This is a genomic window from Herbaspirillum autotrophicum, from assembly GCF_001189915.1.
Classification (GTDB): domain Bacteria; phylum Pseudomonadota; class Gammaproteobacteria; order Burkholderiales; family Burkholderiaceae_D; genus Herbaspirillum; species Herbaspirillum autotrophicum.
Map to the genome: position 1 here is coordinate 23,564 of NZ_LFLS01000037.1, position 25,696 is coordinate 49,259.

Sequence of the window (25,696 nt, forward strand, 5' to 3'; positions counted from 1 at the left end):
CAGAAGAAAGATTACTTGCGGGCGGCGTTGACTTCAACTTCACGCGCCTTGGCGGCAAAACGATCCAGCACGCCGTTGACATACTTGTGGCCATCGATGCCGCCGAACGACTTGGTCAACTCGACCGCTTCGTTGATCACCACCTTGTAAGGAATTTCGATGTGGTTCTGCAATTCGAAAGCACCGATCAGCAGCGCGGCATGTTCAACCGGTGACAATTCCTTGATCGGACGATCAATCAGCGGCGACAAACCGGCGCGCAGGCTGGCGACATCCTTGATGCTGCCGTACAGCAAGGCATCGAAATGAGCCGCATCGGCCTTGTCGAATCCGTGCGCTTCCCGGATATGCGCCTCAATCGCGCCGACATCTTCATTATTGAGCAGCCACTGATACAGTCCTTGCAAAGCGAACTCACGAGCCCGGTGACGGGGCGTGCGATTCTTGCTCGGATTGGCGTGTAGGGATTTATTGGTCATGTTTTGATTCCTGCCTGTTCATGCTAAATGCGTTGTCGTGCGCGGCGCGCACGACCTGACGCTGTATTGCCGTATTGTTGCTGTCTGGTGCGATTTACTCGTCGTCGGCGATTTGCGCCAGTTCATCGAGTGCAATCGACAGGTTGGCCATTTCTACCGCCACCCGCGCTGCTTCTGCCCCTTTGACTTCCATCCGGGCTTCGGCCTGCTCATCATTTTCGGTCGTCAGTACGGCATTGGCGATCGGAATGCCGGCATCCAGACTGACCCGGGTAATACCGGCGCCGGATTCATTGGAAACCAGCTCGAAGTGATAGGTTTCACCGCGAATGACGGCACCCAGTGCAATCAAGGCGTCGAACTGATCGGTTTCCGCCATCTTTTGCAAGGTCAGCGGAATTTCGAGCGCACCCGGGACGCTGACATGCAGCACATCCTCATCCATCACGCCGAGATGCTTCAATTCGGCCAGGCACGAAGCCAGCAAGCCGTGACAGACATCCTCATTGAATCGCGCCTGCACGATACCGACACGCAAGCCTTCGCCATTCAGATTCGATTCGTAAGTACCTATAGTCATGGCTGTTCCTTCTACGCAAACTTGCGTGTTGATATTTCTGTTACTGGTGGCAGGTGATGCGTATATTGAAGCGGCTCAGCCCTGCGGCTTGGCTTGATAGCCGGCAACTTCCAGATTGAAACCGGTCATCGACGGCATTTTCCTCGGACTGGCCAGCAATGTCATCTTGCAGACGCCCAAATCCTTCAATATCTGCGCGCCGATGCCATAGGTCCGCAAATCCATGCGGTCGGCCCGGCTCGGCTTGGAGGCGTTGTTCAGGGCTTCAAACTGGGCAAACATCTGATCCGCTGACTCCTCGCAATTCAACAGCACCAGCACGCCGCTGGGGGCCGCCTTGATCGCCGCCATTGCCGACGCCAGGTTCCACGAGTGGGTGGTCACCTGCGACTCCAGCAAGTCGAGCAACGAAACCGGCTGATGCACCCGCACCAGCGTTTCGACGCCCGCTGCGATCTCTCCGTGCACCAGCGCCAGATGCGCGCAACTGCTGGGCTTGTCGCGGTAGGCAATCGCCTTGAATTCGCCGTGGACGGTCTGCATGCTGCGTTCCGCCACACGCTCGATGATACTCTCGTGCTGGCTGCGGTAATGAATCAAATCGGCAATAGTGCCGATTTTCAATTGATGCTCTTCGGCAAATTGCAGCAGGTCCGGCAACCGCGCCATGGTGCCATCGTCTTTCAGAATCTCGCAAATCACCGAAGCGGGCGTCAACCCTGCCATCTGGGTCAGATCGCAACCGGCTTCGGTATGTCCGGCACGTACCAGCACACCGCCTTTTTGCGCCCGCAACGGGAAAATATGGCCGGGCTGGACGATATCGGCCGAGGTGGCATTCTTCGCCGCCGCAACCTGAATCGTGCGCGCCCGGTCGCCGGCAGAAATACCGGTGGTCACGCCTTCGGCAGCTTCGATGGATACGGTGAAGTTGGTCCCGAAAGCTGTGCCGTTACGGGTTGCCATCATTGGCAGATCGAGACGGTCGCAATGCTCTTCGGTCAGTGTCAGACACACCAGACCGCGGGCGTGTTTGACCATGAAATTGATGGCTTCCGGCGTGACAAAGTCAGCCGCCAGGATCAAGTCGCCTTCATTTTCCCGGTCTTCTTCATCGACCAGAATCACCATGCGTCCGGCGCGCAGTTCGGCGACAATTTCTTCTGTAGTTGCGATTGGCATAAGGTCTTCCCTGAGTAGCCTGCTATTTTAATGGATTTGCGTCGGTGAACCGCGATTTGCAGCACTGAACTGCGGCTCTTTTATCGGTTGCCGGGATTATTGCGCCGCAATCTGCCTGGTCCGCGCCAGCGCTTCCATCAGCAAGGCCGGATCGCCGGCCGCCAACTTCTTGGAATCAGACAAGACTTGCCGGAACGCGCGGGCGCCAGGCAAACCGGCCATCAGTCCCAGCATATGCCGGGTAATGCTGTTGAGCCGCAAGCCTTTGACCGCGTGCAATGCCAGTTGCGCGCTGGCATAGGCCATCATGGCTTCAATTACTTGCTCGCGTGTTGCCTGAATACCATCATTCAGATCGCCGTAATAACGGGCATCGAAACCAGCCATCAAAAATGGATTGTGATAGGCCTCACGACCAAGCATGACGCCATCGACATGGGCCAGATGCGTGTCGATCTCGGCAGCGCTCTTGACGCCGCCGTTGATGATGATTTCCAGCGCCGGAAATTCGCGCTTGAGGCGATAGGCGTAGTCGTACTTGAGCGGGGGAATTTCGCGATTCTCTTTCGGGCTCAGGCCTTTCAGGATCGCATTGCGTGCATGCACGATAAAGGTATCGCAACCGGCTGCGGCAATCGCACCGACAAAATCACGCACGAATTCATACGATTCGACGTCGTTGATGCCAATCCGATGCTTGACGGTCACGTCGACCGTCACCGCATCGCGCATGGCCTTGACGCAATCAGCGACCAGCGCCGGCTCGGCCATCAGGCAAGCGCCAAACGCGCCGCGCTGCACGCGTTCAGAGGGACAGCCGCAATTCAGATTGATCTCGTCATAACCCCACTGCTCGCCGAGTTTGGCGGCTTTCGCCAAATCTGCCGGTTCGCTGCCGCCGAGTTGCAAGGCGACCGGATGCTCTTCCTGATTGAAATCAAGATGACGCGCCACATCGCCGTACAGCAAGGCGCCGGTGGTCACCATTTCGGTATAGAGCCAGGTGTGGCGGGTGATCTGGCGGTGGAACAGACGGCAATGGCGGTCAGTCCAATCCATCATCGGGGCGACAGATATCGTGCGCGCGCCATAGCTGCGCGGTGCACCGCTTGCCGTCACGGCCGGAGAAGGAGATACGAATTCAGAACTCACGGAAACTCTTGTTATGAAGTGATTTATTACTTGCCGCTGCCATCTCTTCACACTGTGACAACGATGCACAGCCAATGAATCCGAGTGTAGCGGCCTGAAGGCCCGCAGCAAGCGAGGCATGCGGCACGCAAGCATTTGTGTTGCGCGATAACCAACGCAATGACAAATGACGTGTATGGATGCTCAAATTTCAGGACGCACGTATGATAGCAGACAAGCACCTGTCTGCCTTGACCGCCCGTGTGGCTGAACCACCGAAAGGACGCAGATGCAACAATCTGCCACCGGCATTTCCATAAGGCAACAACATGCAAACATTCCCATCATGACCATCAATGCTGCGCCGCCCCCTCAACCCACCCTGACCGGCGCCCATGTTGAACTGCGGCCCCTGCAACCGGAACACGCTCAGGCGCTGCTCGACGCTGCGGCTGATGGTCAGTTGTGGAACATGACACTGACCGTAGTGCCGGGGCCAGATACCGTAGTGAAATACATTACGACCGCACTGGCTGGCCGCGAGGCCGGCAGTGTGATGCCGTTTGTGATCGTCAGCCGCGCCACAGGCCGCGTGGTCGGCAGTACCCGTTTCTGGAAAATCGATCCCGACAATCGCAAAATGGAAATCGGCCACACCTGGCTCGGGGTCTCGACCCAACGTTCCGGCATCAATACCGAGGCCAAGTACCTGCTGCTGACACATGCCTTTGAAGTCATGCAAGCGGTGCGCGTACAATTCACGACCGATGAACTCAATGAAAAGTCGCGCGCCGCCATCTTGCGTATCGGCGCCAGCCTCGAAGGCATCGTGCGTCACGAACGCATCATGCCCGATGGTCGCAAGCGCAATTCGGCACGCTTCAGCATCATCGATTCCGAGTGGCCTGAAGTGAAGGCCATGTTGCAACAGAAAATGCAGTGATATCACAATGAACTCAAACACCACGTCAAACACAACCCATTTCTCTCGCCGTCGCAGCCTGTTGCTCGCCATGGCTGCCGTACCGTTGGCAAGCGCTTGTGCTGCCCCGGCATCCATGCGTGACATGACAAGCGCGCAGAAAAAACTGGCTGCGCTGGAAAAAGAATCCGGCGGCCGCCTTGGCGTTGCTGCACTGAATACCGCTGACGGCGCGCAATTGCTGCATCGTGGCGATGAACGGTTTGCGTTTTGCAGCACCTTCAAGGTGATTGCGGCGTCAGCCATTCTGACGCGCAGCAATGCTGATGCAGGCCTGCTGCAACGACGGATCAGGTATACCAAAGCGGAGATGGTGAACTACTCGCCGATCACCGAAAAACACCTTGCCGATGGCATGACGGTGGCTGAACTGTGCGCTGCCGCGCTGCAGTACAGCGATAACAGTGCCGTGAATCTGCTGATGAAGATACTCGGCGGCCCGGAAGCCGTAACGGCATATGCCCGCAGCATCGGCGACCGCGAATTCCGTCTGGAACGCTGGGAGACCATGCTCAACAGCGCCATTCCCGGTGATCCGCGCGATACGTCGACACCGGTTGCCATGATGCACGACCTGCAACGACTGGTGCTCGGCGATGCATTGACGCCGGCGCAACGCGAACAGTTGCGGATCTGGCTGCTTGGCAATACCACTGGCGCCACCAGAATCCACGCCGGTGTTCCTGCCGGCTGGCAAGTTGGCGACAAGACCGGCACCGGCGACTATGGCACCACCAACGATATCGGCGTGGTGTGGCCATCCGGCACGCAGGCACCACTGGTGATTGCGCTCTACTTTACGCAAAACACCCAAGATGCCGCGCCGCGCAATGATGTACTGGCATCGGCCACCCGGGTTGTCATCGACGCATTTTCCTGACCGCACGCCACGTGAGTACGACACCGACAACACATCATGCGCACCTGAACTGGAACGGCTGCGACTTGACGCTGGAATATCAATGGGTCGGGGTGGCCGATTCCAGCCAGCCGGTGGTGGTATTCCTGCATGAGGGACTGGGCTCGATCGCCATGTGGAAAGATTTTCCGGATCGCTTTTGCCGCGAAAACGGCTGGCGCGGTCTGGTCTTTTCGCGCTACGGCTACGGCCAGTCGACGCCACGCCCGGGCACCGAGCGCTGGCCGACAGACTACCTGCATCGTCAGGCGGAAGAAGTCTTGCCGCAACTGTTCGCACAGCTTGGCATTCACCAGCCATGGCTGTTCGGTCACAGCGACGGTGGTTCGATTGCATTGCTGTACGCCGCCCGCCATGCGACGGCACTGAGCGGCATCATCGTCGTGGCACCGCATATTTTTGTCGAAGAGGTGACGATCACCGGCATCCGTGCTGCCCGCGCAGCCTATCTGCAACAAGATGTGCGCGGCAAACTGGCGCGCTATCACGCAGATCCCGATTCGGCATTCTGGGGCTGGAATGATGTCTGGCTCGACCCGGCTTTCCGGCACTGGAATCTGGAGCAGGATATCGCTGGCATCCGCTGCCCGGTGCTCGCCGTACAAGGGGAAGATGACGAGTACGCCACACTGGAGCAGATTTACGGTATCGCCCGCATCGTTCCGGCTACGCAATTGCTGGTGCTGCCGCAATGCGGCCACTCCCCTCACCGCGATCAGACACTGGCACTGACGCAAGCTGCCGCCGATTTCATTCGCAACGCCTTGAAATGAACCTGGTGGACCTTCGGCCTTAGTTGCGCGCGTGCGCCAGCTGAAATCCGATCACACCCGGGATGCCGCGCAAGGTATGCGACAACTCGGCTACCGGTTCGGTCACCGTGCGGTCGCGCGCAATGGCAATGAAATGCCATTCGATCTTGTCGCCATGCTCAACGATGGAGAGCGATCTGCGACCAATTTCATAGCCCTTTTCAGTGGCAAGCTGACGCAAGGTACTGGCGTCGATCGTGGCGTCAGAGGCGAACTCCAGTACCACCGCAATACCTTCGCGGGAAGGCAGGCGGTTTTCGAGCTGGTTGACCAGCGTCATGCAGGCCGCCGACAAGGCCGTCAGGAATATGGCCGCCGGGTACAACTCGATACCGACCAGAATGCCAATCGCCGATGAGGCCCAGATTGACGCTGCGGTAGTCAGGCCGTGGGTCGAAAATTGTTCATGCACGATGACGCCGGCACCGAGAAAACCGATACCGGTGACAATCCCCTGAATCACCCGGGTCGGGTCGGCCCCGATGGAAATCGCCACATGTCCGCCATACCAGCCGGCCGGATGCCCGAGAATCGAGACCAAGGCCGCCGAGGCCATGCACACCACGCCATACGTGCGCATGCCGGCGGCGTGGCCGTGATAGAAACGCTCATAGCCAACCGCCGCACCGAGTATTAGTGCACCGACCAGATCGAGCAGGATTTTGAAATTGATTGCCAGTACGGGGCCAGTCCAATAGGTTGAAATGGCATCCTGAAATAGGGTCATGATCCGAAGTGGTTTGTCAGGTGGCGCTGTAACAGCGAGGCAATGCCTATTCTATATCTGGAGTTCGAAGGCGCCATCATCATATGCAGCACAATAGACCAGCCAATCGGCTTCCACCTGGTCTGCCTGCAACCGCGCGGCATCAAGTAATTTGACGCGCCATTTGCGACGGCTGCCGAATGCCGTCAAGGCATCTGCAATCGCAGAACCCTGATGACCGCCGCTGCGCAACTGTGCCCACGCCACGCACTCGCCCATGACTTGCACCACGCCGCCCCACTGACTGACGTTGCGATGATTGCGCGCCAGCGGTACCCGGTCTTCCAGCGGTTGCAGTGCGCGCAAGACATACGATTTGCCATCCATCACCACCGGCTGCAGAAATGCCATCGATACCGCCTGCATGCGTCGCTGCAGGGATACGATGCGCTGCGCCTGATTGGACCACCTCGGTTGTATCGCCTGCAAATGGCTGGCGATGGAAGAACTTTGCGCTTGCTTGAGGTCCAGCAGATAATTTTGATCGGGCGATCCTTTGCCGGCCACCAAAATCGCGTAACGCTCCATGCCGAGACTGCCGGTACCGGCAATCCGGCGCGCAATATCGATCACCCGGTAAAACTCGGGATGCGGCTGCGTCCGCGCGAACTGCGCCATGAATTCCTTGACGGTGGCATGTTGCGCGGCAGTGACGGGCAAGGTTTTCCTGCCATCCAGCAAAAACCGCCTTTGCCGCCCTTTTTTCCGGGTGCGTCCATCGAGAAATTCGATCCGGGTACGCAAACGCAATTGCTCCAGCAGATCATGCACCAGACCGCGACTGGTTTCGCGCTCTACCCAGCGCGGCTTGCCGAGTGTCAGCGCTGCAACATAGGCATCCAGAAACTGTTCGGCCAGCACTTCCGCATCCCCGGCCCGTATGCCGGCAGTGCGGGTACTCACGAAAAAGCTGGTCAGCAACCGCGCCAACTCCCAGGTCGCCGGTGCCAGCGCTGCCTCATCGAAATCATTGATATCGAAATAGCTCAGCCGGTTGTCGCCTTTGTAGCTGCCGAAATTTTCCAGATGGAGGTCGCCGCAGCACCAGACCAGCGGCGCCGAGCGGAAAATGCCATTCTTGGGCAAACGGTCATAGAAAAGATGGCAGGTACCGCGCAGGAACACAAAAGCATCGGTGCGCATCGCGTCATACTTCATCTTCAATCGCTCGGGATCACGCCCCTTGTTGGCATTGCGTATGCGCTTGACGACTTGCATGACATTTCCTTATCCACGTGAATATCATTTCTGCGCCTACGATAGCATCGTTCGCCATTGATCAGGAATCTCCACACCCTGGTTTTATCCGTTCGCCAATCTCTGCCGGCAACCGCAAACCGATGGCGCAAATAAGAAAGCCCGCAATGCTTTCACATTGCGGGCCGGTGTCCCCTCTATCCTCTTGAGAGATAGGATTTTTATACTGCAGACCGGATTTTGCATCACAAACTTGCACAAGTCATTTCGCAGCGCACAAATTTGGTGCCATTGATCAGGAACACAACACTCAGACGCAATATTTTCTCCACAATCCGGCTGAGATTGCGAGCGAAGAATAGTTGGCGCTAAAAAATCGGGAATTACAGTGGGAAAACGGGCAAAAAAAAAGCCCGCCAACCTTGCGGTAGCGGGCTAAATCCAATTCTTTAGGAGGAAATTGGAGGAGACAAGTGCAACTATATCGCACCGCATCATTGACGTCCGCTTTATTATCCTGATATCTGATATTCACCAAACAGATATCACGCAGCATCAACAATGCCTCCAACTACGCCTTATGCGTCGCGCGATGCCTTTTTACGCTCATGTTCCTTCAGGTAACGCTTGCGCAGACGAATGCTCTTCGGTGTCACTTCAACCAGTTCGTCGTCATCGATGAACTCAACGGCATATTCCAGCGACATTTCGATTGGCGGTACCAGGCGCACCGCTTCATCGGTACCCGACGAACGCACGTTGGTCAATTGCTTGCCCTTGATCGGATTGACGACCAGATCGTTATCACGCGAGTGGATACCGATGATCATGCCTTCGTAGACCGGATCGTTGTGGCTCACGAACATGCGGCCGCGATCTTGCAGTTTCCAGATTGCGTAGGCAACGGCAGCGCCGTCGTCTTGCGAAATCAGCACGCCATTGCGACGGCCGCCGAGTTCGCCCTTGCTGTTGTCTACCGGTGCGTAGTCATCAAACACGTGGCTCATCAGACCGGTGCCGCGTGTCAATGTCATGAATTCGCCCTGGAAGCCGATCAGGCCACGTGCAGGAATACGGTATTCCAGACGGACACGACCCTTGCCGTCCGGTTCCATGTTTTGCAGATCGCCGCGGCGGCGACCGAGTTCTTCCATCACGCCGCCCTGGCTGGTTTCTTCCACATCCACGGTCAGATTTTCATACGGCTCGTGACGCACGCCGTCGACCATCTTGAACACCACGCGCGGACGCGATACGGCCAGCTCGTAACCTTCGCGGCGCATGTTTTCAATCAGAATCGTCAGATGCAATTCGCCGCGACCCGAGACTTCATATGTCGAATCATCGTTATCAGCCTGCACCACGCGCAGCGCCATGTTGGACTTCAATTCACGGTCCAGACGGTCACGGATCTGGCGGGTAGTCACGAACTTGCCTTCGCGGCCAGCCAGTGGCGAATTGTTGACCATGAAGTTCATGGTCAGTGTCGGTTCGTCGATCTTGAGCATCGGCAAGCCGTCCGGGGTGTCCGGAGCACAGATGGTGGTACCGATACTGATTTCTTCGATACCGTTGATCAGCACGATGTCGCCGGCCAGCGCTTCTTCAACCTGGACGCGCTCCAGACCACGGAACGTCAGAACCTGATTGATACGCGCCTTGGTTGGCTTGTCATCGGGACCATTCATCCAGACCACGTCTTGCAGGCCGCGAACGCGACCGCGCAGGATACGGCCAACGCCGATCTTGCCGACATACGAGGAGTATTCCAGCGATGTGATTTGCAGTTGCAGCGGACCGTCCGGGTCATCTTCACGCGCAGGAACGTGTTCCAGGATCGCGTCAAACAGCGGCTCCATGTTGCCGTCGCGCACTGTGTCTTCCAGACCGGCGTAACCTTTGAAACCCGAAGCGTAGACGATAGGGAAATCCAGTTGCTCGTCAGTTGCGCCCAGCTTGTCGAACAGTTCGAATGTAGCGTTGACTGCCTTTTGCGGATCAGCGTTTTCGCGGTCGATCTTGTTGACCACCACGATTGGCTTCAGACCCAGTGCCAGCGCCTTGCGTGTCACGAAGCGCGTTTGCGGCATCGGACCTTCTTGCGCATCGACCAGCAACAACACGCTGTCGACCATCGACAACACGCGTTCCACTTCGCCGCCGAAGTCGGCATGGCCCGGGGTATCGACGATATTGATGTGAGTACCCTTGTACTCGACGGCACAGTTCTTCGACAGAATCGTGATGCCGCGTTCCTTTTCGATGTCGTTCGAGTCCATCACGCGGGCATCGACCTGCTGGTTGTCACGGAAAGTGCCGGATTGACGCAGCAACTGGTCAACCAGCGTGGTTTTGCCGTGGTCAACGTGGGCAATGATGGCGATATTACGTATGGCGCGTTTGTTGTTTGACATGATTGGTTTTGAGTTGGTATACCGATTCTGGAAGGCGCGCATTATAACATGCTGCGCCGCACGAAATTTAAAAAGCCTATTGATTTCAAAGAGTTGCTGTACTTTTCACTACACTGGCAACGGCAGCAGCCAAGCTGCTATGCCGACGGTGTTGCCACCAACCTTTCCGGCGCCAGTATGCCGAATTCCTGCATCAAACCGGTGCCCAGCAAGCGTCCGCCATTTTCCTGATAGACGCGCACGCGTCCGGATGCGGCCGGTACTGCCACCTCTTCCTTGCCCAGCGCCAGGCGCTGACCATGCAAAAACCGTTGCGCCAGCACATCGCCCAGCATGACTGCCGGAAACGAGTGCAGCAAACCATCTACCGGCAACAAGGCCGCACTGCGCTGCTCATCGCTCATCGCCATGAACTGCTCCAGCGTTACACTGTTTTCCAGCGTCAGCGTGCCGACACCAGTGCGGCGCAATGCCTGCAAATGGCCACCGCAACCGAGTGCATTGCCGATCTCTTCACCCAGCACCCGAATGTAGGTGCCTTTGCTGCACACCACACGGATACGCAGATATGGCGCCTGATAGTCGAGCAACTCCAGCACATGAATATGCACCTGACGCGCTTCACGTTCGAGCGTCACGCCGGCCCGCGCATATTCGTACAGCGGCTTGCCATCGCGCTTGAGCGCCGAATACATCGGCGGCACCTGCGCAATCGGACCGCGAAAACGATCCATTGCGGCGGCGATCTGCTCCACGGTCACATCTACCGGCAACGTCGCCGTCGTTTCACCTTCGGTGTCACCGGTGTTGGTAGTAATGCCCAGATGCACCACCGCTTCGTATGCCTTGTCGGCTTCCAGCAAGTCTTGCGAAAATTTGGTCGCTTCGCCGAAACACAATGGCAACAAGCCCGTCGCAAACGGATCGAGCGTGCCGGTATGCCCCGCCTTGAGTGCATTGAGCAGGCGCTTGGCCTTGATCAGTGCGTCATTACTGGACCAGCCGGCTGGTTTGTCCAGCAACAGAACACCGTGCACCGGAATCCTGGGAATACCTTGCTTTTGGGGCGATGAATGCGCCATGACAATAATTATGGAAAAAAACGGTTAGGTCCGCGCAACCGCGCGTCAGACAAGCATGCCCGGGCGAAGTACTCAGCCTTCGTCGGCATCCTTGGCGCGTGTTGCATTGGCCTCGTCAATCAGGCGCGACATTTCGATCCCGCGCACTGTCGAGTTATCGTGCACAAAATGCAGTTCCGGCAAGGTATGTATCGTCAGACGGCGGCCCAATTGCCCGCGCAGAAAACCGGCGGCTTTGCTCAGGCCGGTAACGGTATCCTGAATCGCCTCCTTATCGTCCTTGAGGGTCGTAAAGAAAATCTTGGCGTGCGCGTAATCAGGCGTCACCTGCACTTCGGTGATCGTGACCATTCCTACACGCGGGTCTTTCAACTCGAATGCAATGATCTCCGACAAATCGCGCTGGATCTGATCGGCGACGCGCAAACCGCGTCCGGGAATGGATTTACTGTGTTTTGCCATGCTTTGCGACTGACCTCGGCCGACAGCATTACGCGCCGGCATTGAACTGCATTTGAAAATTCTGAAAAACAGGGCGGATGTTGCCATCCGCCCATATCGGTATTACAGAGTGCGTGCCACTTCCTGCACTTCAAAGATTTCCAGCTGATCGCCTTCCTGAATGTCGTTGTAGTTCTTCAACGACAGACCGCATTCGAAACCAGCCTTGACTTCCTTGACATCGTCCTTGAAGCGCTTGAGCGAATCCAGCTCGCCGGTCCACTGCACCACGTTGTTGCGCAACAGACGGACCGAAGAACCGCGCTTGACCAGACCTTCGAGCACGTAGCAACCGGCAATCGAGCCAACCTTGCTGACCACGAATACCTGACGAATCTCGACCAGACCCAGCGATTGCTCGCGACGCTCCGGAGCCAGCATGCCCGACATCGCTGCCTTCACATCATCGACTGCATCGTAAATGATGTTGTAGTAACGGATATCGACGCCATTGGCTTCGGCCAGCTTGCGTGCAGACGCATCGGCACGGGTGTTGAAGCCGATGATGACGGCCTTCGACGCCACTGCCAGATTGACGTCGGATTCGCTGATACCGCCGACTGCGGCATGTACCACCTGCACCCGCACTTCGCTGTTGGACAGCTTTTGCAGCGAGTGCACCAGCGCTTCCTGCGAACCTTGCACGTCGGTCTTGATGATCATCGGCAAGTTCTTCACTTCGCCTTCGGCCATCTGTTCGAACATGTTTTCCAGCTTGGCGGCCTGCTGCTTGGCCAGCTTGACGTCGCGGAACTTGCCCTGACGGAACAGGCCGATTTCACGGGCCTTGCGTTCGTCGGTCATGACCAGAACTTCTTCGCCGGCGCTAGGTACTTCGGTCAGACCCTGAATTTCAACCGGGATCGACGGACCAGCTTCGGTAATGCTCTTGCCGGTTTCATCCAGCATCGCACGAACGCGACCGTAGGCCGAACCTGCCAGCACCACATCGCCGCGGCGCAAGGTACCCGATTGCACCAGAATTGTTGCCACCGGACCACGACCCTTGTCCAGTTTGGCTTCGATCACCAGACCACGGGCCGGCACATCGATTGGCGCTTTCAGTTCCAGCACTTCAGCTTGCAACAATACCTGTTCCAGCAAGGAATCGATGCCTTCACCAGTCTTGGCCGAAACCGGGACAAACGGCGAATCGCCGCCGTACTCTTCCGGCACAACTTGTTCCGCAATCAGTTCCTGCTTGACGCGATCCAGGTTGGCACCCGGTTTGTCGATCTTGTTGATCGCCACCACCAGCGGCACGCCGCCGGCTTTCGCGTGGGCAATCGCTTCCTTGGTCTGTGGCATGACGCCATCGTCAGCCGCCACCACCAGAATCACGATGTCGGTTGCCTTGGCACCACGGGCACGCATTGCGGTAAACGCTTCGTGGCCCGGGGTATCGAGGAAAGTGATCATGCCGCGCGGTGTTTCCACGTGGTAAGCGCCGATATGCTGCGTAATGCCACCGGCTTCACCGGAAGCAACCTTGGCACGACGGATGTAATCCAGCAGCGAAGTTTTACCATGGTCAACGTGACCCATGACAGTCACGACCGGTGCCCGCGACACCAGCTCGGCGTCCAGATGCTCTTCGCCTTCTTCCAGCAATGCTTCCGGATCATCCAGCTTGGCAGCATGTGCACGATGGCCCATTTCTTCAACCACAATCATGGCAGTTTCCTGATCCAGAACCTGATTGATGGTGACCATCTGCCCCAGCTTCATCAAATGCTTGATGACTTCCGAGGCCTTGACCGACATCTTGTGCGCAATTTCAGCAACAGTAATGGTTTCCGGCACATGCACGTCTTTGACGACGGCTTCGGTTGGCGCCTGGAAATTGCTTTCATGATCATCATGATGCGAGTTGCGACGCCCCTTCGGTCCCGAACGCCAGCCGTCACGACCACCAGCGCTGGTATTGCCGCGCGTCTTCATGCCGGTACCGCGCTTCTTGGCCGCTTCATCCTGCCAGGTCGACGATACGTTGGCCGACTTGATCGATTTCTTGTCGACGGCGACAACTACCTTCTTGTCGTCTTTCTTTTCGCCCGGCTTCTTGTCCGCCGGCTTGTGCAAGGTACCTTCGGAAGTCTTCGGTGCCGCCGCAGGGGCCGGCTCCGGCGCCTTCACGACGCGGCGCGGTGCGCTCATCATCGCTTTGATCTGCGCCACTTCGTCTTCCACCGCCTTGCGTGCGCGCTCTGCTGCTGCAGCACGATCGCTGGCTTCCTTGGCTACCACTGCCGCCTTCTTTTTCGCTTCTTCTGCTGCCACGCGCTTGTTCTCTTCTACCGTGGGGTCAGGCGCTACCGCTTCAACCACAACATTCGCGGCTTTCGCCGTTGCCTTGTTTGCAGCTTCTGCTGCCGCTTGCGCAGCTTCTGCCTCGGCCGCCTTCTTGGCGTCCTGCTCAGCTTGCTTCGCTTCCCGCTCTGCTGCCTTGACCTGTTCAGCCTTCTCGGCTTCCAGTTGCGCCAGACGTTCCTGCTTTTCGCGCAAATCGGCTTCCTGACGAGCAATCAGTTCCGCCTGACGACGTGCTTCTTCAGCACGGCGTTCGATTTCTGCCTCATCCAGCACGACATTCGACTTGGCAGCCACTTCATCTGCTGCCGGTTCATCGCGCTTGATGAATGTACGCTTCTTGCGTACTTCAACCTGAATCGTGCGCGACTTGCCAGTGGCATCGGCCTGCTTGATTTCCGTCGTTTCCTTGCGGGTCAGCGTAATCTTTTTCTTTTCGCCTTCCGGCGCGGCACCGCGCACACGGCGCAAGTGCTCAAGGAGACGATCCTTGTCTTCCTTCGACAACGGATCGGACTCGGAGCTCTTTTCAACTCCAGCAGATCGCAGCTGGGTCAGCAGCAAATCCGCCGGCATTTTCAGCTCGGTGGCAAATTGGGCTACATTGTTACTCGCCATTCAGTCCTCTTTTCTAGTGGCTCGGCAGATGATGATGGAGTTGCGCGGCTGGCCGGTTACTTGGCTTCCGCGGTGCTCCATGCCTTGGCTTGCAATGCCTTCGCACGCTCGTCGTATTTGGCATCGATGAGCTTCATTTCATCGTCGGTCACATCTTCAAATTCGTTTTCAATCAATTGACGGGCGCGCTCTGCCGGCAATGCCAGAATCGCGCCAAACTCGTCATAAGCCAGTGCAGCAAAAGCTGCCAGCGTCTTCACGCCTGCCAGGCCCAACTTGCCCGCAACAACCCGATCCATTCCTTCGAAATTGATCAGATCTTCGCTCATGCCTTCGAGTCCCTCTTCCGAAGCAATCGCTTCGGTTACCAGCGCATCCCGGGCACGATTGCGCAGCTCGTTGACGGTGTCTTCGTCAAACGATTCGATTTCCAGCATTTCGTTGATCGGCACGTAAGCGATCTCTTCCAGACTGGCAAAACCTTCTTCCACCAGAATGTCGGCAACTTCCTGATCGACGTCGAGCTTTTCCATGAACAACACACGAATCGCCGCTGTTTCCAGCGCCGACTTGTCGGCCGATTCTTCCGCCGTCATGATGTTGATCTGCCAGCCGGTCAGCTCTGCCGCCAGCCGCACGTTCTGACCGCCACGACCGATGGCAATTGCCAGATTCTCTTCGTCCACCACCACATCCATTGCGTGTTTTTCTTCATCCACCACGATGGAGCTGACGTTGGCCGGCGCCAGTGCACCGATCACGAATTGCGCCGGATCTTCCGACCACAATACGATATCGACGCGTTCGCCGCCCAGTTCACCGGTTACTGCCTGCACGCGCGAACCGCGCATGCCGACGCAGGTACCGATAGGATCAATGCGCTTGTCCGCAGTAAACACCGCGATCTTGGCGCGCACGCCCGGGTCGCGTGCTGCCGACTTGATTTCCAGCGAGCCTTGTTCGATTTCCGGCACTTCCAGTTCGAACAGCTTCATGATGAATTCCGGCGCAGTACGCGACAGAATCACTTGCGGGCCACGGGCATTGCGATCGATGCGCAGAATATAGGCACGAACGCGATCACCGATACGCAGGTTTTCTTTAGGGATGGTCTGGTCACGTGGCAGGCGGGCTTCGATCTTGCCCGACTCGACGATGGCGTCGCCGCGCTCCATGCGCTTGATGGTTCCGGTTACCAGCGAGTCGCCGCGCTCCAGGAAGTCAGCCAGAATCTGTTCACGCTCGGCATCACGAATACGCTGCAGCACAACCTGTTTGGTGTCCTGAGCGAAACGACGACCGAATTCCACCGATTCAATCGGTTCTTCGATATATTCGTCAACTTCGATTTCCGGGATCTGTTCCAGCGCTTCAAAGTGCAACACTTCCTGATCCGGCAATTGCAGACCTGCTTCATCGGGCACCACATGCCAGCGACGGAACGATTCAAACTCGCCGGTTTCGCGATCGATCGAGACACGGATATCGACTTCGCCTTCGTAGCGTTTCTTGGTGGCTTGCGCAAGCGCGTGCTCCAGTGCTCCGAAAACCACTTCCTTATCGACGTTTTTTTCGCGCGCCAGCGCATCGACCAATAATAAAACTTCGCGACTCATGCTTTGCGACTCCTAAAATCCACATGCGGCACCAAGCGTGCCTTATCCACATCGGCGAGCGTAAAATCCAGCACGGCCACCGACCCATCGTTTGCTTCAAATTCCAACTTCAGATTCTCGCCTTCAGGCGCACGCAACATACCCTGAAAGGTCTTGCGGTTCGCCGCAGCAGGCATCGGCACGCGCAGCTTGATGACCGCTTCCTGATCGGCGAAACGCACGTAATCAGTCAGCTTGGTCAGCGGCCGGTCGAGACCGGGCGACGACACTTCCAGGCGCTCGTAGTCGACGTTTTCAACCGTAAACACGTGCAGCAACTGGTGCGTCACTTTTTCGCAATCCTCGACAGTGATCGGCCCCTTGTCGGCCTGCTCGAACGGGAAATCGATATACACGCGCACCAGACCGCGCGCCGCCTTCTCGAAATCGACCAGTTCGTAACCCATTCCGGTCAAGGTTGTTTCAATCAAAGCCAGCAATTGCAAAGATATTCTCCGTACTTGCACGCCCCTGTAACAGGGCACGCCAATTTGTTCAGCAAAAAAAAAATGGGCATCTGCCCATCTTTCTTATCGTTTATTTAAACGCAGGCCGCTTCAATCTTGTTTACATCTTATTTCCGCGGACCGGTTGCGTTAACTTGCGCATTATAACCGATTACGGTATGTGCGGCAATTCGAGAATTGCCGCAGCATGGCCAGCAACACCCGTTTCCCCCAAGAAACGGACATCACCTGCCACCACTACTTCAGCCACGCGTACGCTTGCGTGGGAAACCACCCGGCGCCGGCTGTCCCATCACGCCGCCAGTACGTGGCGGACGCGAACGACGCTGACCGGCATCAGGAAATCCGAGGGCGGTCTGCAGCGGATCCGGCTGACGGCTCTTGCTTTGCGGCCGTCCGCCCTGCCCCTGACCTTGTCCGGGCGCACCGTTGCCTTGCCACTGATTGCGACGCTGCTGACCCTGGCCACCACCGGCAAACGGATTGGCGTTGGCATTGCTATAACCATTGCCGTTGCCGATATTGTTGCCATTGCGACCAGGACCATTGCCATTGCGGGGCGCGCTGTTACCGTTGCCGCCACGCGCCTGACCGCCCGCACCCTTGGATGCCGGGGCCTGACCAGTCTGCTTGTCCATGCCGCACAAGGCCAGCAGATTGCGCACTGCATTTTCTTCCAGCTCTTCCCAACGGCCGCGCTTCAGGCCGTGCGGCAATGTCATCACGCCGTAACGGGTACGAATCAGACGCGACACGGTCAGACCGACCGCTTCGAACATCCGGCGCACTTCACGGTTACGGCCTTCGCCGATGGTCACGCGATACCACTTGTTGACACCTTCGCCACCGCCGTCGGCGATTTTTGAAAACTGCGCCATGCCGTCATCGAGTTCGACACCATGCAACAACTTCTGGCGCATACCCTCTTCCAGCTCGCCCAGCGTACGCACGGCATATTCACGTTCGATGTTGTAACGCGGATGCATCAGACGGTTGGCCAGATCACCGGAAGTAGTAAACAACAGCAAGCCTTCGGTATTGAAGTCGAGACGACCAACCGCAAGCCACTTGGCAGCGCGCATGGTTGGCAAACGATCAAACACCGATGGCCGTCCGTCCGGGTCGTTATGACTGACGATTTCGCCGGCCGGCTTGTGATACACCAGCACGCGCGGCGGCTTCTTGCTGACTTTGCGTTGCAGCAGCTTGCCGTTGATCCGCACCAGATCGGTCGGCAGAATGCGCTGACCGATATGCGCCGGCTCGCCATTGACGGACACACGCCCGGCAATGATCAGCTCTTCCATGTCACGACGCGAACCCAGTCCCACTTCGGCCAGGACCTTGTGCAGCTTCGGGGCATCATCATCCGAGGTCAGATCACGACGCACGGCCTTGCGGGCACCGCCATTGCGCAGTGCGCGGCCGCCATCTTCAAGGTCGTAGTCTTCCGATGTCACGAACGAGAAAATATCTTCATTACCGCCGTCGTTGGCGCGCAAACCCAGTTGCGGCGCCTTCGGCTTGCCCTGCCCCTTGACGAAAGGCTTCTTGCCCTTGGCCTGACGATTGCGATCCTGACCTTCGCGGCGACCTTCCGCCAGCGCCTGATCGGCTACCGGTATCGGTGCGTCCGGCGCATCCATGCCGGCGGCATAATTGGTTGCCGGTGCGGCGACCGACTCGCCGGCTTCAGCGGCACGCTGAGCAGCACGGTTGTTGCGCATGGCGCGCGGTCCGCGCACACCACGGCGAGCCGGCTTGGTACGCGGCGCACCATCATTTGGCGCATCCAGCAGTACCGGCGCAGCAGTGACTTCGTCACCCACGGTTACGATGACCTTGGGCGGATCCTGCGGTTCACGCACAGCAACAGGAGCAGCGGGCTTCTTCGGCGCAGCGGCCACCAACGGGGCGACGACGGCAACCGGCGCTTCTGCCGGCGCATCAGCTTCAATCTTTGGTTTTTTGGCACGCACCGCGCGCTTCTTCGGCGCGGCTTCCGGTGCCGCCTCGGCTGCCGGCGCAGCGGCGACGACAGCACTGACTTCGGCGACAGCAGCGCCGTCTGCCACAACAACTTTCTTGACGCGCTTTCTCACCACCTTGGCGGGCGCTTCGGTTGTAGCGGGAGTCAGATCGACAGACTGCTCATCATTGGAACTAGATGGTTTCATTATTCGAATCGTGGTTATGCTGACCAGGCGCGACATCAACTTCTTGTGCGGGCGCGGGGTCCAGGGGGTGAACTTCTTCTGTGGAAAGCGCGACCGGAGTCGCGGCATCATCAATTACGGCAATATTTTCGGCAACTTCGCCGGCAACTTCATCAGCAGCTTCGCCGGCGACATCGCCCGGAGCGGCATCTGCGCTGGCGACAAGCGCGTGCTCTGCAGTTACGACATCAGCATCGGCAGCGGGTTCCACGACATTTTCAGCAGGTGCCGGGACTTCGTCCGCCACCACTGGCAATGCCTGTTCGTCCTCGCCTTCATTGGCCAGGGCAACCGGCATACCGGCTTCCAGCGCCTGCAATTCCAGCAAGGCGCCCTGCTCTACCCCCTCCTTGCTCACCGATTGCAATGGCGGCAACTGGTCGAGGGAAGTCAGCCCGAGGTCATCGAGAAAACGCTTGGTGGTAGCAAACAAGGCTGGCCGGCCCGGCACATCACGGTGGCCGATGGCTTCAATCCAGCAACGGTCTTCCAGCAGCTTGACGGTCTGGGTACTGACTGTCACGCCGCGAATTTCTTCAATATCGCCACGGGTCACCGGTTGACGGTAGGCAATGATGGCCAGCGTTTCCAGGGTAGCGCGGGTATATTTCGGCGGTTTTTCGGGATTCAGACGATCCAGGTAAACCTTCATCTCGGGACGGCTTTGAAAACGCCAGCCAGTTGACAGGCTGACCACTTCGATTCCCTTGTCGGCCCAATCGCCGCGCAATTCTTCGAGCATCTGTCGGATGGCGTCGGCATTGATTTCGCCGTCAGCATCGTCGCCTGCCACAAAAAGCTTTTTCAAGTCGTTGACCGACAATGGCTCATGGGCGCATAACAATGCGGTTTCGAGGACTTTCTTGGCCTCAGCAATATTCATGTACGACTCTTGTGCGACTTGTTTAACAAAAGTTTATGGGCGTAGTGTAGGTGGAGCCTGGCTGCATCGATTTTGTCCGATAACGACAATGCCGTCCGGGTTCCAAATCTGTTGACGCTGCGTGTGATGCTGTCGTGCCGCTTTCCGGCGCCCGATATAGGAGATTGAAGATGAGCGGGAAAATAAGGCCTGGATGCGAAATCAGAATCTCGACTTACAGGACTCTCGCACCATTTCAATTTTTGACTTTGTTCGTCGCCTGCGACTACCGGCAACAGACCAAACCCAAAATGTACTGCGCGGAGTTTAGCACAAAGCCTGCGCCGATTGTGGCTTGTTGCAGGGTGCATACACTCGGGCCGCAGCGCCCGTCGGCGCTGCCTTGCCGCAATGAATGCCGGTTGCCGTCAGCGCATGTTGACGGCTTCCTGCCGTAGTCTGAGCGTGAAATCTTCGGCCGGCACCGGCTTGCCAAAATAATAACCCTGTACCTCGTCACAGCCGTTTTTCAACAAGAAACGATATTGCTCCTCGTCTTCCACGCCCTCCGCCACCACCCGCAAATTCAGAATGTGTCCCAGTGAAATCACCGCCTTGACGATGGCGGCGCTGTCGGAATCGAGCGCAATATCGCGCACGAAGGACTTGTCGATCTTGAGCGCATCCACCGGAAACCGGCGCAAATAACTCAGGCTGGAATAGCCGGTGCCAAAATCGTCCACCGAAATCTGCAAACCCAGGCGCTTGAGCGCGTTCAGCGTTGCCACGGTTTTTTCGGCATCTTTCATGACGACATTTTCGGTAATCTCCAGTTCCAGCCAGCTTGCTGCCAGACAACTCTCCGCCAGCACCTGCCGGACGAATTCGGGCAGTGACTGATCGAGTTGCCGCGGCGACAAATTGACCGCCACCGGAATCGGCGCCAATCCGGCATCTTGCCACGCCTTGTTTTGCGCGCAGGCGGTGCGCAGCACCCACTCACCGATGGGCACAATCAGACCGGTTTCTTCGGCAAACGGAATGAAGCGATCCGGCGGCACCATGCCCTGCTCCGGCACCAGCCAGCGAATCAATGCCTCGGCGCCGATGATATGGCCGGTCGCCATGCTGATCTTGGGTTGGTAATACAGCCGGAATTCGTCACGATCAAGGGCCCGCCGCAAGCTCACCAACATTTCCAGACGGTTGCTGATCTGGGTATCCATCCAGCGCGCAAAATACTGAAAGTTGTTGCGCCCCAGTTCTTTCGCCTTGTACATGGCCAGATCGGCATTCTTGAGCAAGGTCTCGACATCGCGGCCATCGGTCGGGCAACGACTGACGCCGATGCTGCAGGTAATCAGAAACTCGCGCTCGCCGGCCTGCCATGGTCGCGATACGGCATTCAAGATACGCTGCAAGACCTCGGTAATATTGGCTTCATCCGGCTGATGCTGCAGCACCAGCACGAATTCATCCCCACCCTGACGCGCCACCATATCGGACTCGCGCACGCACGACACCAGACGCTGCGCCACGGTCTTGAGTAATTCATCGCCAACCTGATGCCCGAGACTGTCGTTGATATATTTGAACTGATCGAGGTCGACGAAGACCACCGCCGTCAGCATGCCCTTTTGACGCGCACTCTGAATCGCGCGCTGCAGATAGTTATGCAGCATGGTGCGATTGGGTAGTCCGGTCAGCGCGTCATGCGTGGCTTGATGGCGGATTTCCGCCTCGTACAGCTTGCGCTCGGTGATCGCTTCCACCGTGCCTTCATAAAACACCAGCGCGTTGGCATCGTCATGCACGGCCCGCGCATTTTCGGAAATCCAGATGATTTCACCATCACGCCGATAGACACGCGATTCGAAGTTCGATACCGAACCGAACTCGGCCATCAGCTTCATGAACTCAGTACGACGCTCGGGCTCGACATACAACTGATGGCGGATATCGCGCAAGCTGACGATCAGATCTTCCGGTGATTTATAACCATAAATTCGCGCCAGAGCGGGATTGACGGCAAGATAGGCGCCGTCCGGCGTCGACTGGAACACGCCTTCAATGGCATTCTCGAAGATACTGCGATAGCGCCGCTCGGCTTCCAGCAGTGCCTGATCGGCCTCCTTGCGCGCAGTCACATCTTGCACAAACCCTTCCAGCGCATCGAGTCCGCCCTCCGCGTTGTAAATACCGACGCCACGCTCCCACACCCAGCGTACCGCGCCGTCGGCGCGCACGATCCGGTATTCCAGTTCGAAGCGGCGTTTGACGGCCAGGCAATCACCGATGGTGTCACGCACTACTTTGCGGTCATCGGGATGGGTAATGTTTTCGTAGGAGATCGCGGCATTGAACAACAAGTCGCGCGGCTGATAACCGGTCAGCGCCAGACAGCCGTCGCTGACGAATTCCATGGTCCAGTCGTCATCATCGCGGCAGCGATACACCATTCCATCCAGATTGGCCAGCAAGGTCTCCAACAAGCGCGGCGGTCTGGCAATGGATGCGATGGCGACGGCATGGACCGGCGGGATGGTGGCAGCAACAATCTTCATCTTGAATTAAGGGGACCCCGGAAAGAACGACGATATGAGCGAGTGACGAGTCCATGGCAATCCGGCCCGTCTACGTAGTGCTGCTTACTTTTTACTTCCTACAAGCAATAACGATGCCACTGACCAACATGCATGACGGCACCGGCCCCGACGACGGATATCGCGCGCCGCAGACGCGACTTGCTGCGGTACGCACCTCGCCTTGTCGGTTTTCGCACCGTTTTTGTGCAACCATGCCGGTAGTCGCCCGCCCGGCTTCTCCGCAAACACAGTAAAATCGCAGCAGCTTTCCGCCAATGCCGCCCGGTTCTGCTGCGGACCAATAAAAAAAGGATACTCATATGTTGGCTAGTCGTTACATGGCGTTATGGTTAATCCTGCTGCTCACCATCGGCCTCGGCTTCATGGCCGGCAATCATCTGATCAGTTGGTGGTGGGCCTTCATCCCGTTGCTGCTATGCGCCCTCGGCGTGCGCGATGTACTGCAAAAGCGCCATGCCGTATTGCGCAATTACCCGCTCATCGGCCACTTCCGTTTCATCTTCGAATCGATCCGGCCGGAACTGCGGCAATATTTCTTTGAAGGCGAAAACGACGGCGCGCCATTCACGCGCAAGAAACGCAGCCTGGTATATCAGCGCGCCAAATCGGAAATCGACAGCCGTCCGTTCGGCACCGAACTGGACGTCAAGGAAAACGGCTACGAATGGATCGGCCACTCGATGTCACCGACCAAACTGGCCAGTCACGATTTCCGTGTCGTGGTCGGCGCCGACCGCGCACAACCGTATTCCATGTCGGTGTTCAATGTCTCGGCCATGAGTTTCGGCTCGCTCTCGGCCAATGCCATCCGCGCCTTGAATCAAGGCGCAAAGAAAGGCAACTTTGCACACGACACCGGCGAAGGATCGATTTCCGCTTATCACCGCGAATTCGGCGGCGACCTGGTGTGGCAGATTGCTTCCGGCTACTTCGGCTGCCGTCATGCCGATGGCAGTTTCGACGAACAGAAATTCGTCGAGCAAGCGAAGTCGCCGCAAGTCAAAATGATTGAAGTGAAATTGTCGCAAGGCGCCAAACCGGGCCACGGCGGCGTGCTGCCATCAGCCAAGATCACACCGGAAATTTCTGCCACGCGCGGCATTCCGATGGGCATCGATTGCATTTCACCGGCGGTGCATTCTTCTTTCTCGACCCCGCTCGGCCTGTTGCAATTCATCGAAAAACTGCGCACGCTGTCGGGCGGAAAACCGGTCGGCATGAAACTGTGCATCGGTCATCCGTGGGAATTTTTCGGCATTGCCAAAGCCATGCTGGAAACCGGCATCGTGCCCGACTTCATTACCGTGGATGGCGCCGAAGGCGGCACCGGCGCGGCGCCACTGGAATTCACGGACCACGTCGGCATGCCATTGCAAGAAGGTTTGCTGATGACGCACAACACCCTGGTCGGCATCGGCTTGCGGGACCGCGTCAAGATCGGCGCCAGCGGCAAGATCATCACCGCCTTCGATGTCGCCCGCACGCTGGCGCTTGGTGCTGACTGGTGCAACTCGGCGCGCGGCTTCATGTTTGCATTGGGCTGCATTCAATCGCAAAGCTGCCATACCGATCGCTGCCCGACCGGCGTCGCCACCCAGAATCCGGTGCGGGCCCGGGCGCTGGTGGTGCCGGATAAAGCCGAGCGCGTCTTCCGCTTTCATCAAAGTACGCTGCACGCATTGCAGGAACTGGTGCAGGCTGCCGGCTTGCCGCACACCTCGGCGTTGCACCCGCATCACATCGTGCGTCGTATCAATGACCACGAAGTACAACTGCTGTCGGAGATGTTGAAGTACCTGGAACCGGGCGATCTGCTGAGCGGCAATTATCGCTATCAGGTGTACGAAAAATATTGGCCGATGGCACGCGCCGAAAGCTTTCACCCGGTGCTGTAATAACCGGCGCCGTAACGACGCGCATAAAAAAACGCCCGCAATTGCGGGCGTTTTTTATCAATTGATCAATGTGTGCGGCAAGCTCGTCTGTCTGGCACGACACCAGCGTGTCTGCGTTGCTTGCCGGCTCCGGTTTACTTGCGCTTCATGAAGAAAATGAATTCCTGATTTTCTTGCGATTGCGACAGCAAATCGTTGCCGGTCTGCTTGGCGAACGCCTGAAAATCGCGCACCGATCCGGTATCCGTTGCGGTTACCCGCAATACCTGACCGCTAATCATATCGGCCAGCGCTTTCTTGGTCTTCAGTATCGGCAGCGGACAGTTCAAGCCCCGTGCATCGAGTTCCCGGTGAAATTCAATTACCATACTTTGAATCTTAAAAATCTCTGGTTGGTGTTCAAGAATTCTACTGCAAACCTGCCTCGCTTGGTGCATTGCAACAAGCACTGTTGTATTCCGCGCACTAATGTTGTGCGACGGAAACTAATGGTGTCGATGAACCTGCAAATTCAACAAATTGTACTGCCAGTCCGCGTGCTTTCATCCAGTCCGCCACCGCATAACCAGTACCTGCCGGCCACGGCCGCAAATCAGGCGGCGCTACCAGACGATACTCCAGCAACTCTTCCGACAAGCGAATCTCGCCGCTGGCCTTGACGTGATAGGCGATGATAAGTTCGTTCTTGCGCATGAACTCATACACGCCGATCAACGTCACCTGTTGCGCATCAAGATTGGTTTCTTCCTTGATCTCGCGCGCAATACCTTGCTCCGGTGTTTCGTCGCGCTCCATGAAACCGGTAATCAGCGCGAAGCGACCTTCACCCCACGCTGCATTGCGCGCCAACAGCATCTTGCCATCGACTTCAACCAGCGCAGCCAGCACCGGCAGAGGATTATCCCAATGGGTCCAGTGACCCTCCGGGCAAGCCAGCCGCAATTTCCCGGCTTCGCCGACATCAGCCCGCATTACCAGCGAGGCAGCGCAGACCGGGCAAAATTTGAACTCGCTCATGACGC

At 57.4% G+C, this 25,696-nt stretch carries 21 protein-coding genes; 4 read left to right on the forward strand and 17 right to left on the reverse strand.

Annotated elements, in window-relative coordinates:
- Positions 1 to 11: 11 nt before the first annotated feature.
- The 4 genes from nusB to dusA all read right to left on the reverse strand — a co-directional run bounded on the left by nusB (position 12) and on the right by dusA (position 3,360).
- Positions 12 to 479, reverse strand: a complete 468-nt coding sequence (gene nusB / locus AKL27_RS22640) for a transcription antitermination factor NusB (RefSeq protein WP_050465140.1) — start codon at positions 477 to 479, stop codon at positions 12 to 14.
- 94 nt (positions 480 to 573) lie between these two features.
- Entirely contained in the window at positions 574 to 1,059 is a 486-nt protein-coding gene (ribH, locus tag AKL27_RS22645) for a 6,7-dimethyl-8-ribityllumazine synthase (RefSeq protein ID WP_050465141.1), read from the reverse strand.
- A 75-nt stretch (positions 1,060 to 1,134) separates the two neighbouring features.
- Entirely contained in the window at positions 1,135 to 2,241 is a 1,107-nt protein-coding gene (gene ribBA, locus AKL27_RS22650) for a bifunctional 3,4-dihydroxy-2-butanone-4-phosphate synthase/GTP cyclohydrolase II (RefSeq protein WP_050465142.1), read from the reverse strand.
- Positions 2,242 to 2,337: 96 nt separating this feature from the next.
- Positions 2,338 to 3,360, reverse strand: a complete 1,023-nt coding sequence (dusA, locus tag AKL27_RS22655; RefSeq protein ID WP_050465143.1) for a tRNA dihydrouridine(20/20a) synthase DusA — start codon at positions 3,358 to 3,360, stop codon at positions 2,338 to 2,340.
- Positions 3,361 to 3,718: 358 nt separating this feature from the next.
- On the opposite strand from dusA, the gene AKL27_RS22660 reads away from it, so the two are divergent.
- From AKL27_RS22660 to AKL27_RS22670, 3 genes are read left to right on the forward strand one after another with little or no spacing between them, the layout of a single operon-like run.
- Positions 3,719 to 4,315 (forward strand): GNAT family N-acetyltransferase, encoded by a 597-nt coding sequence (locus AKL27_RS22660; RefSeq protein ID WP_050465175.1) that lies wholly within the window; start codon positions 3,719 to 3,721, stop codon positions 4,313 to 4,315.
- Positions 4,316 to 4,322: 7 nt separating this feature from the next.
- On the forward strand, positions 4,323 to 5,234 hold the full coding sequence (bla, locus tag AKL27_RS22665) for a class A beta-lactamase (RefSeq protein ID WP_050465144.1): 912 nt from the start codon (positions 4,323 to 4,325) through the stop codon (positions 5,232 to 5,234).
- Positions 5,235 to 5,245: 11 nt separating this feature from the next.
- Complete coding sequence (locus tag AKL27_RS22670) at positions 5,246 to 6,046, forward strand: alpha/beta fold hydrolase (RefSeq protein ID WP_050465145.1); 801 nt, start codon at positions 5,246 to 5,248, stop codon at positions 6,044 to 6,046.
- Between the two features lie 19 nt (positions 6,047 to 6,065).
- On the opposite strand, the gene AKL27_RS22675 is transcribed toward AKL27_RS22670, so the two are convergent.
- The 11 genes from AKL27_RS22675 to AKL27_RS22725 all read right to left on the reverse strand — a co-directional run bounded on the left by AKL27_RS22675 (position 6,066) and on the right by AKL27_RS22725 (position 22,737).
- Complete coding sequence (locus AKL27_RS22675) at positions 6,066 to 6,812, reverse strand: MgtC/SapB family protein (RefSeq protein WP_050465146.1); 747 nt, start codon at positions 6,810 to 6,812, stop codon at positions 6,066 to 6,068.
- 51 nt (positions 6,813 to 6,863) lie between these two features.
- Positions 6,864 to 8,069, reverse strand: coding sequence for a DUF2252 domain-containing protein (locus AKL27_RS22680; RefSeq protein ID WP_050465147.1), 1,206 nt, complete (start codon positions 8,067 to 8,069; stop codon positions 6,864 to 6,866).
- 557 nt (positions 8,070 to 8,626) lie between these two features.
- Positions 8,627 to 10,462, reverse strand: coding sequence for a translational GTPase TypA (gene typA / locus AKL27_RS22685; protein ID WP_050465148.1), 1,836 nt, complete (start codon positions 10,460 to 10,462; stop codon positions 8,627 to 8,629).
- Between the two features lie 137 nt (positions 10,463 to 10,599).
- Positions 10,600 to 11,544: a tRNA pseudouridine(55) synthase TruB gene (truB, locus tag AKL27_RS22690; protein ID WP_083439224.1), complete on the reverse strand. Its 945-nt coding sequence runs from the start codon at positions 11,542 to 11,544 to the stop codon at positions 10,600 to 10,602.
- 72 nt (positions 11,545 to 11,616) lie between these two features.
- Entirely contained in the window at positions 11,617 to 12,006 is a 390-nt protein-coding gene (gene rbfA, locus AKL27_RS22695; RefSeq protein ID WP_050465176.1) for a 30S ribosome-binding factor RbfA, read from the reverse strand.
- A 102-nt stretch (positions 12,007 to 12,108) separates the two neighbouring features.
- Positions 12,109 to 14,973: a translation initiation factor IF-2 gene (gene infB, locus AKL27_RS22700; RefSeq protein ID WP_050465150.1), complete on the reverse strand. Its 2,865-nt coding sequence runs from the start codon at positions 14,971 to 14,973 to the stop codon at positions 12,109 to 12,111.
- 56 nt (positions 14,974 to 15,029) lie between these two features.
- The gene (gene nusA, locus AKL27_RS22705) at positions 15,030 to 16,589 is read right to left on the reverse strand and encodes a transcription termination factor NusA (protein WP_050465151.1); all 1,560 of its coding nucleotides are present in this window, start codon (positions 16,587 to 16,589) and stop codon (positions 15,030 to 15,032) included.
- Positions 16,586 to 17,074, reverse strand: a complete 489-nt coding sequence (gene rimP, locus AKL27_RS22710; protein ID WP_050465152.1) for a ribosome maturation factor RimP — start codon at positions 17,072 to 17,074, stop codon at positions 16,586 to 16,588. Before rimP ends, nusA begins: the two co-directional genes overlap by 4 nt.
- 263 nt (positions 17,075 to 17,337) lie before the next feature.
- Positions 17,338 to 19,272, reverse strand: a complete 1,935-nt coding sequence (gene rluB / locus AKL27_RS22715) for a 23S rRNA pseudouridine(2605) synthase RluB (RefSeq protein ID WP_050465153.1) — start codon at positions 19,270 to 19,272, stop codon at positions 17,338 to 17,340.
- Positions 19,259 to 20,194 (reverse strand): SMC-Scp complex subunit ScpB, encoded by a 936-nt coding sequence (gene scpB, locus AKL27_RS22720; RefSeq protein WP_050465154.1) that lies wholly within the window; start codon positions 20,192 to 20,194, stop codon positions 19,259 to 19,261. Before scpB ends, rluB begins: the two co-directional genes overlap by 14 nt.
- Before the next feature lie 407 nt (positions 20,195 to 20,601).
- Positions 20,602 to 22,737, reverse strand: a complete 2,136-nt coding sequence (locus tag AKL27_RS22725; protein ID WP_050465155.1) for a putative bifunctional diguanylate cyclase/phosphodiesterase — start codon at positions 22,735 to 22,737, stop codon at positions 20,602 to 20,604.
- Positions 22,738 to 23,078: 341 nt separating this feature from the next.
- On the opposite strand from AKL27_RS22725, the gene AKL27_RS22730 reads away from it, so the two are divergent.
- The gene (locus AKL27_RS22730; RefSeq protein ID WP_050465156.1) at positions 23,079 to 24,674 is read left to right on the forward strand and encodes an FMN-binding glutamate synthase family protein; all 1,596 of its coding nucleotides are present in this window, start codon (positions 23,079 to 23,081) and stop codon (positions 24,672 to 24,674) included.
- A gap of 134 nt (positions 24,675 to 24,808) precedes the next feature.
- Here the strand turns inward: AKL27_RS22730 and AKL27_RS22735 are convergent, their stop codons facing one another.
- Together AKL27_RS22735 and AKL27_RS22740 are read right to left on the reverse strand one after the other, a co-directional pair.
- Positions 24,809 to 25,042, reverse strand: a complete 234-nt coding sequence (locus AKL27_RS22735) for a sulfurtransferase TusA family protein (RefSeq protein WP_050465157.1) — start codon at positions 25,040 to 25,042, stop codon at positions 24,809 to 24,811.
- A gap of 97 nt (positions 25,043 to 25,139) precedes the next feature.
- Complete coding sequence (locus tag AKL27_RS22740; protein WP_050465158.1) at positions 25,140 to 25,691, reverse strand: NUDIX domain-containing protein; 552 nt, start codon at positions 25,689 to 25,691, stop codon at positions 25,140 to 25,142.
- Between the last annotated feature and the right edge of the window lie 5 nt (positions 25,692 to 25,696).

Excerpts from the sequence above, each read along its gene's own strand:
- nusB (WP_050465140.1), bottom strand. The coding sequence starts at position 479 with ATGACCAATAAATCCCTACACGCCAATCCGAGCAAGAATCGCACGCCC.
- ribH (WP_050465141.1), bottom strand. The coding sequence starts at position 1,059 with ATGACTATAGGTACTTACGAATCGAATCTGAATGGCGAAGGCTTGCGT.
- ribBA (WP_050465142.1), bottom strand. The coding sequence starts at position 2,241 with ATGCCAATCGCAACTACAGAAGAAATTGTCGCCGAACTGCGCGCCGGA.
- AKL27_RS22660 (WP_050465175.1), top strand. The coding sequence starts at position 3,719 with ATGACCATCAATGCTGCGCCGCCCCCTCAACCCACCCTGACCGGCGCC.
- bla (WP_050465144.1), top strand. The coding sequence starts at position 4,323 with ATGAACTCAAACACCACGTCAAACACAACCCATTTCTCTCGCCGTCGC.
- AKL27_RS22675 (WP_050465146.1), bottom strand. The coding sequence starts at position 6,812 with ATGACCCTATTTCAGGATGCCATTTCAACCTATTGGACTGGCCCCGTA.
- AKL27_RS22680 (WP_050465147.1), bottom strand. The coding sequence starts at position 8,069 with ATGCAAGTCGTCAAGCGCATACGCAATGCCAACAAGGGGCGTGATCCC.
- typA (WP_050465148.1), bottom strand. The coding sequence starts at position 10,462 with ATGTCAAACAACAAACGCGCCATACGTAATATCGCCATCATTGCCCAC.
- truB (WP_083439224.1), bottom strand. The coding sequence starts at position 11,544 with ATGGCGCATTCATCGCCCCAAAAGCAAGGTATTCCCAGGATTCCGGTG.
- rbfA (WP_050465176.1), bottom strand. The coding sequence starts at position 12,006 with ATGGCAAAACACAGTAAATCCATTCCCGGACGCGGTTTGCGCGTCGCC.
- infB (WP_050465150.1), bottom strand. The coding sequence starts at position 14,973 with ATGGCGAGTAACAATGTAGCCCAATTTGCCACCGAGCTGAAAATGCCG.
- nusA (WP_050465151.1), bottom strand. The coding sequence starts at position 16,589 with ATGAGTCGCGAAGTTTTATTATTGGTCGATGCGCTGGCGCGCGAAAAA.
- rluB (WP_050465153.1), bottom strand. The coding sequence starts at position 19,272 with ATGAAACCATCTAGTTCCAATGATGAGCAGTCTGTCGATCTGACTCCC.
- scpB (WP_050465154.1), bottom strand. The coding sequence starts at position 20,194 with ATGAATATTGCTGAGGCCAAGAAAGTCCTCGAAACCGCATTGTTATGC.
- AKL27_RS22725 (WP_050465155.1), bottom strand. The coding sequence starts at position 22,737 with ATGAAGATTGTTGCTGCCACCATCCCGCCGGTCCATGCCGTCGCCATC.
- AKL27_RS22730 (WP_050465156.1), top strand. The coding sequence starts at position 23,079 with ATGTTGGCTAGTCGTTACATGGCGTTATGGTTAATCCTGCTGCTCACC.
- AKL27_RS22735 (WP_050465157.1), bottom strand. The coding sequence starts at position 25,042 with ATGGTAATTGAATTTCACCGGGAACTCGATGCACGGGGCTTGAACTGT.
- AKL27_RS22740 (WP_050465158.1), bottom strand. The coding sequence starts at position 25,691 with ATGAGCGAGTTCAAATTTTGCCCGGTCTGCGCTGCCTCGCTGGTAATG.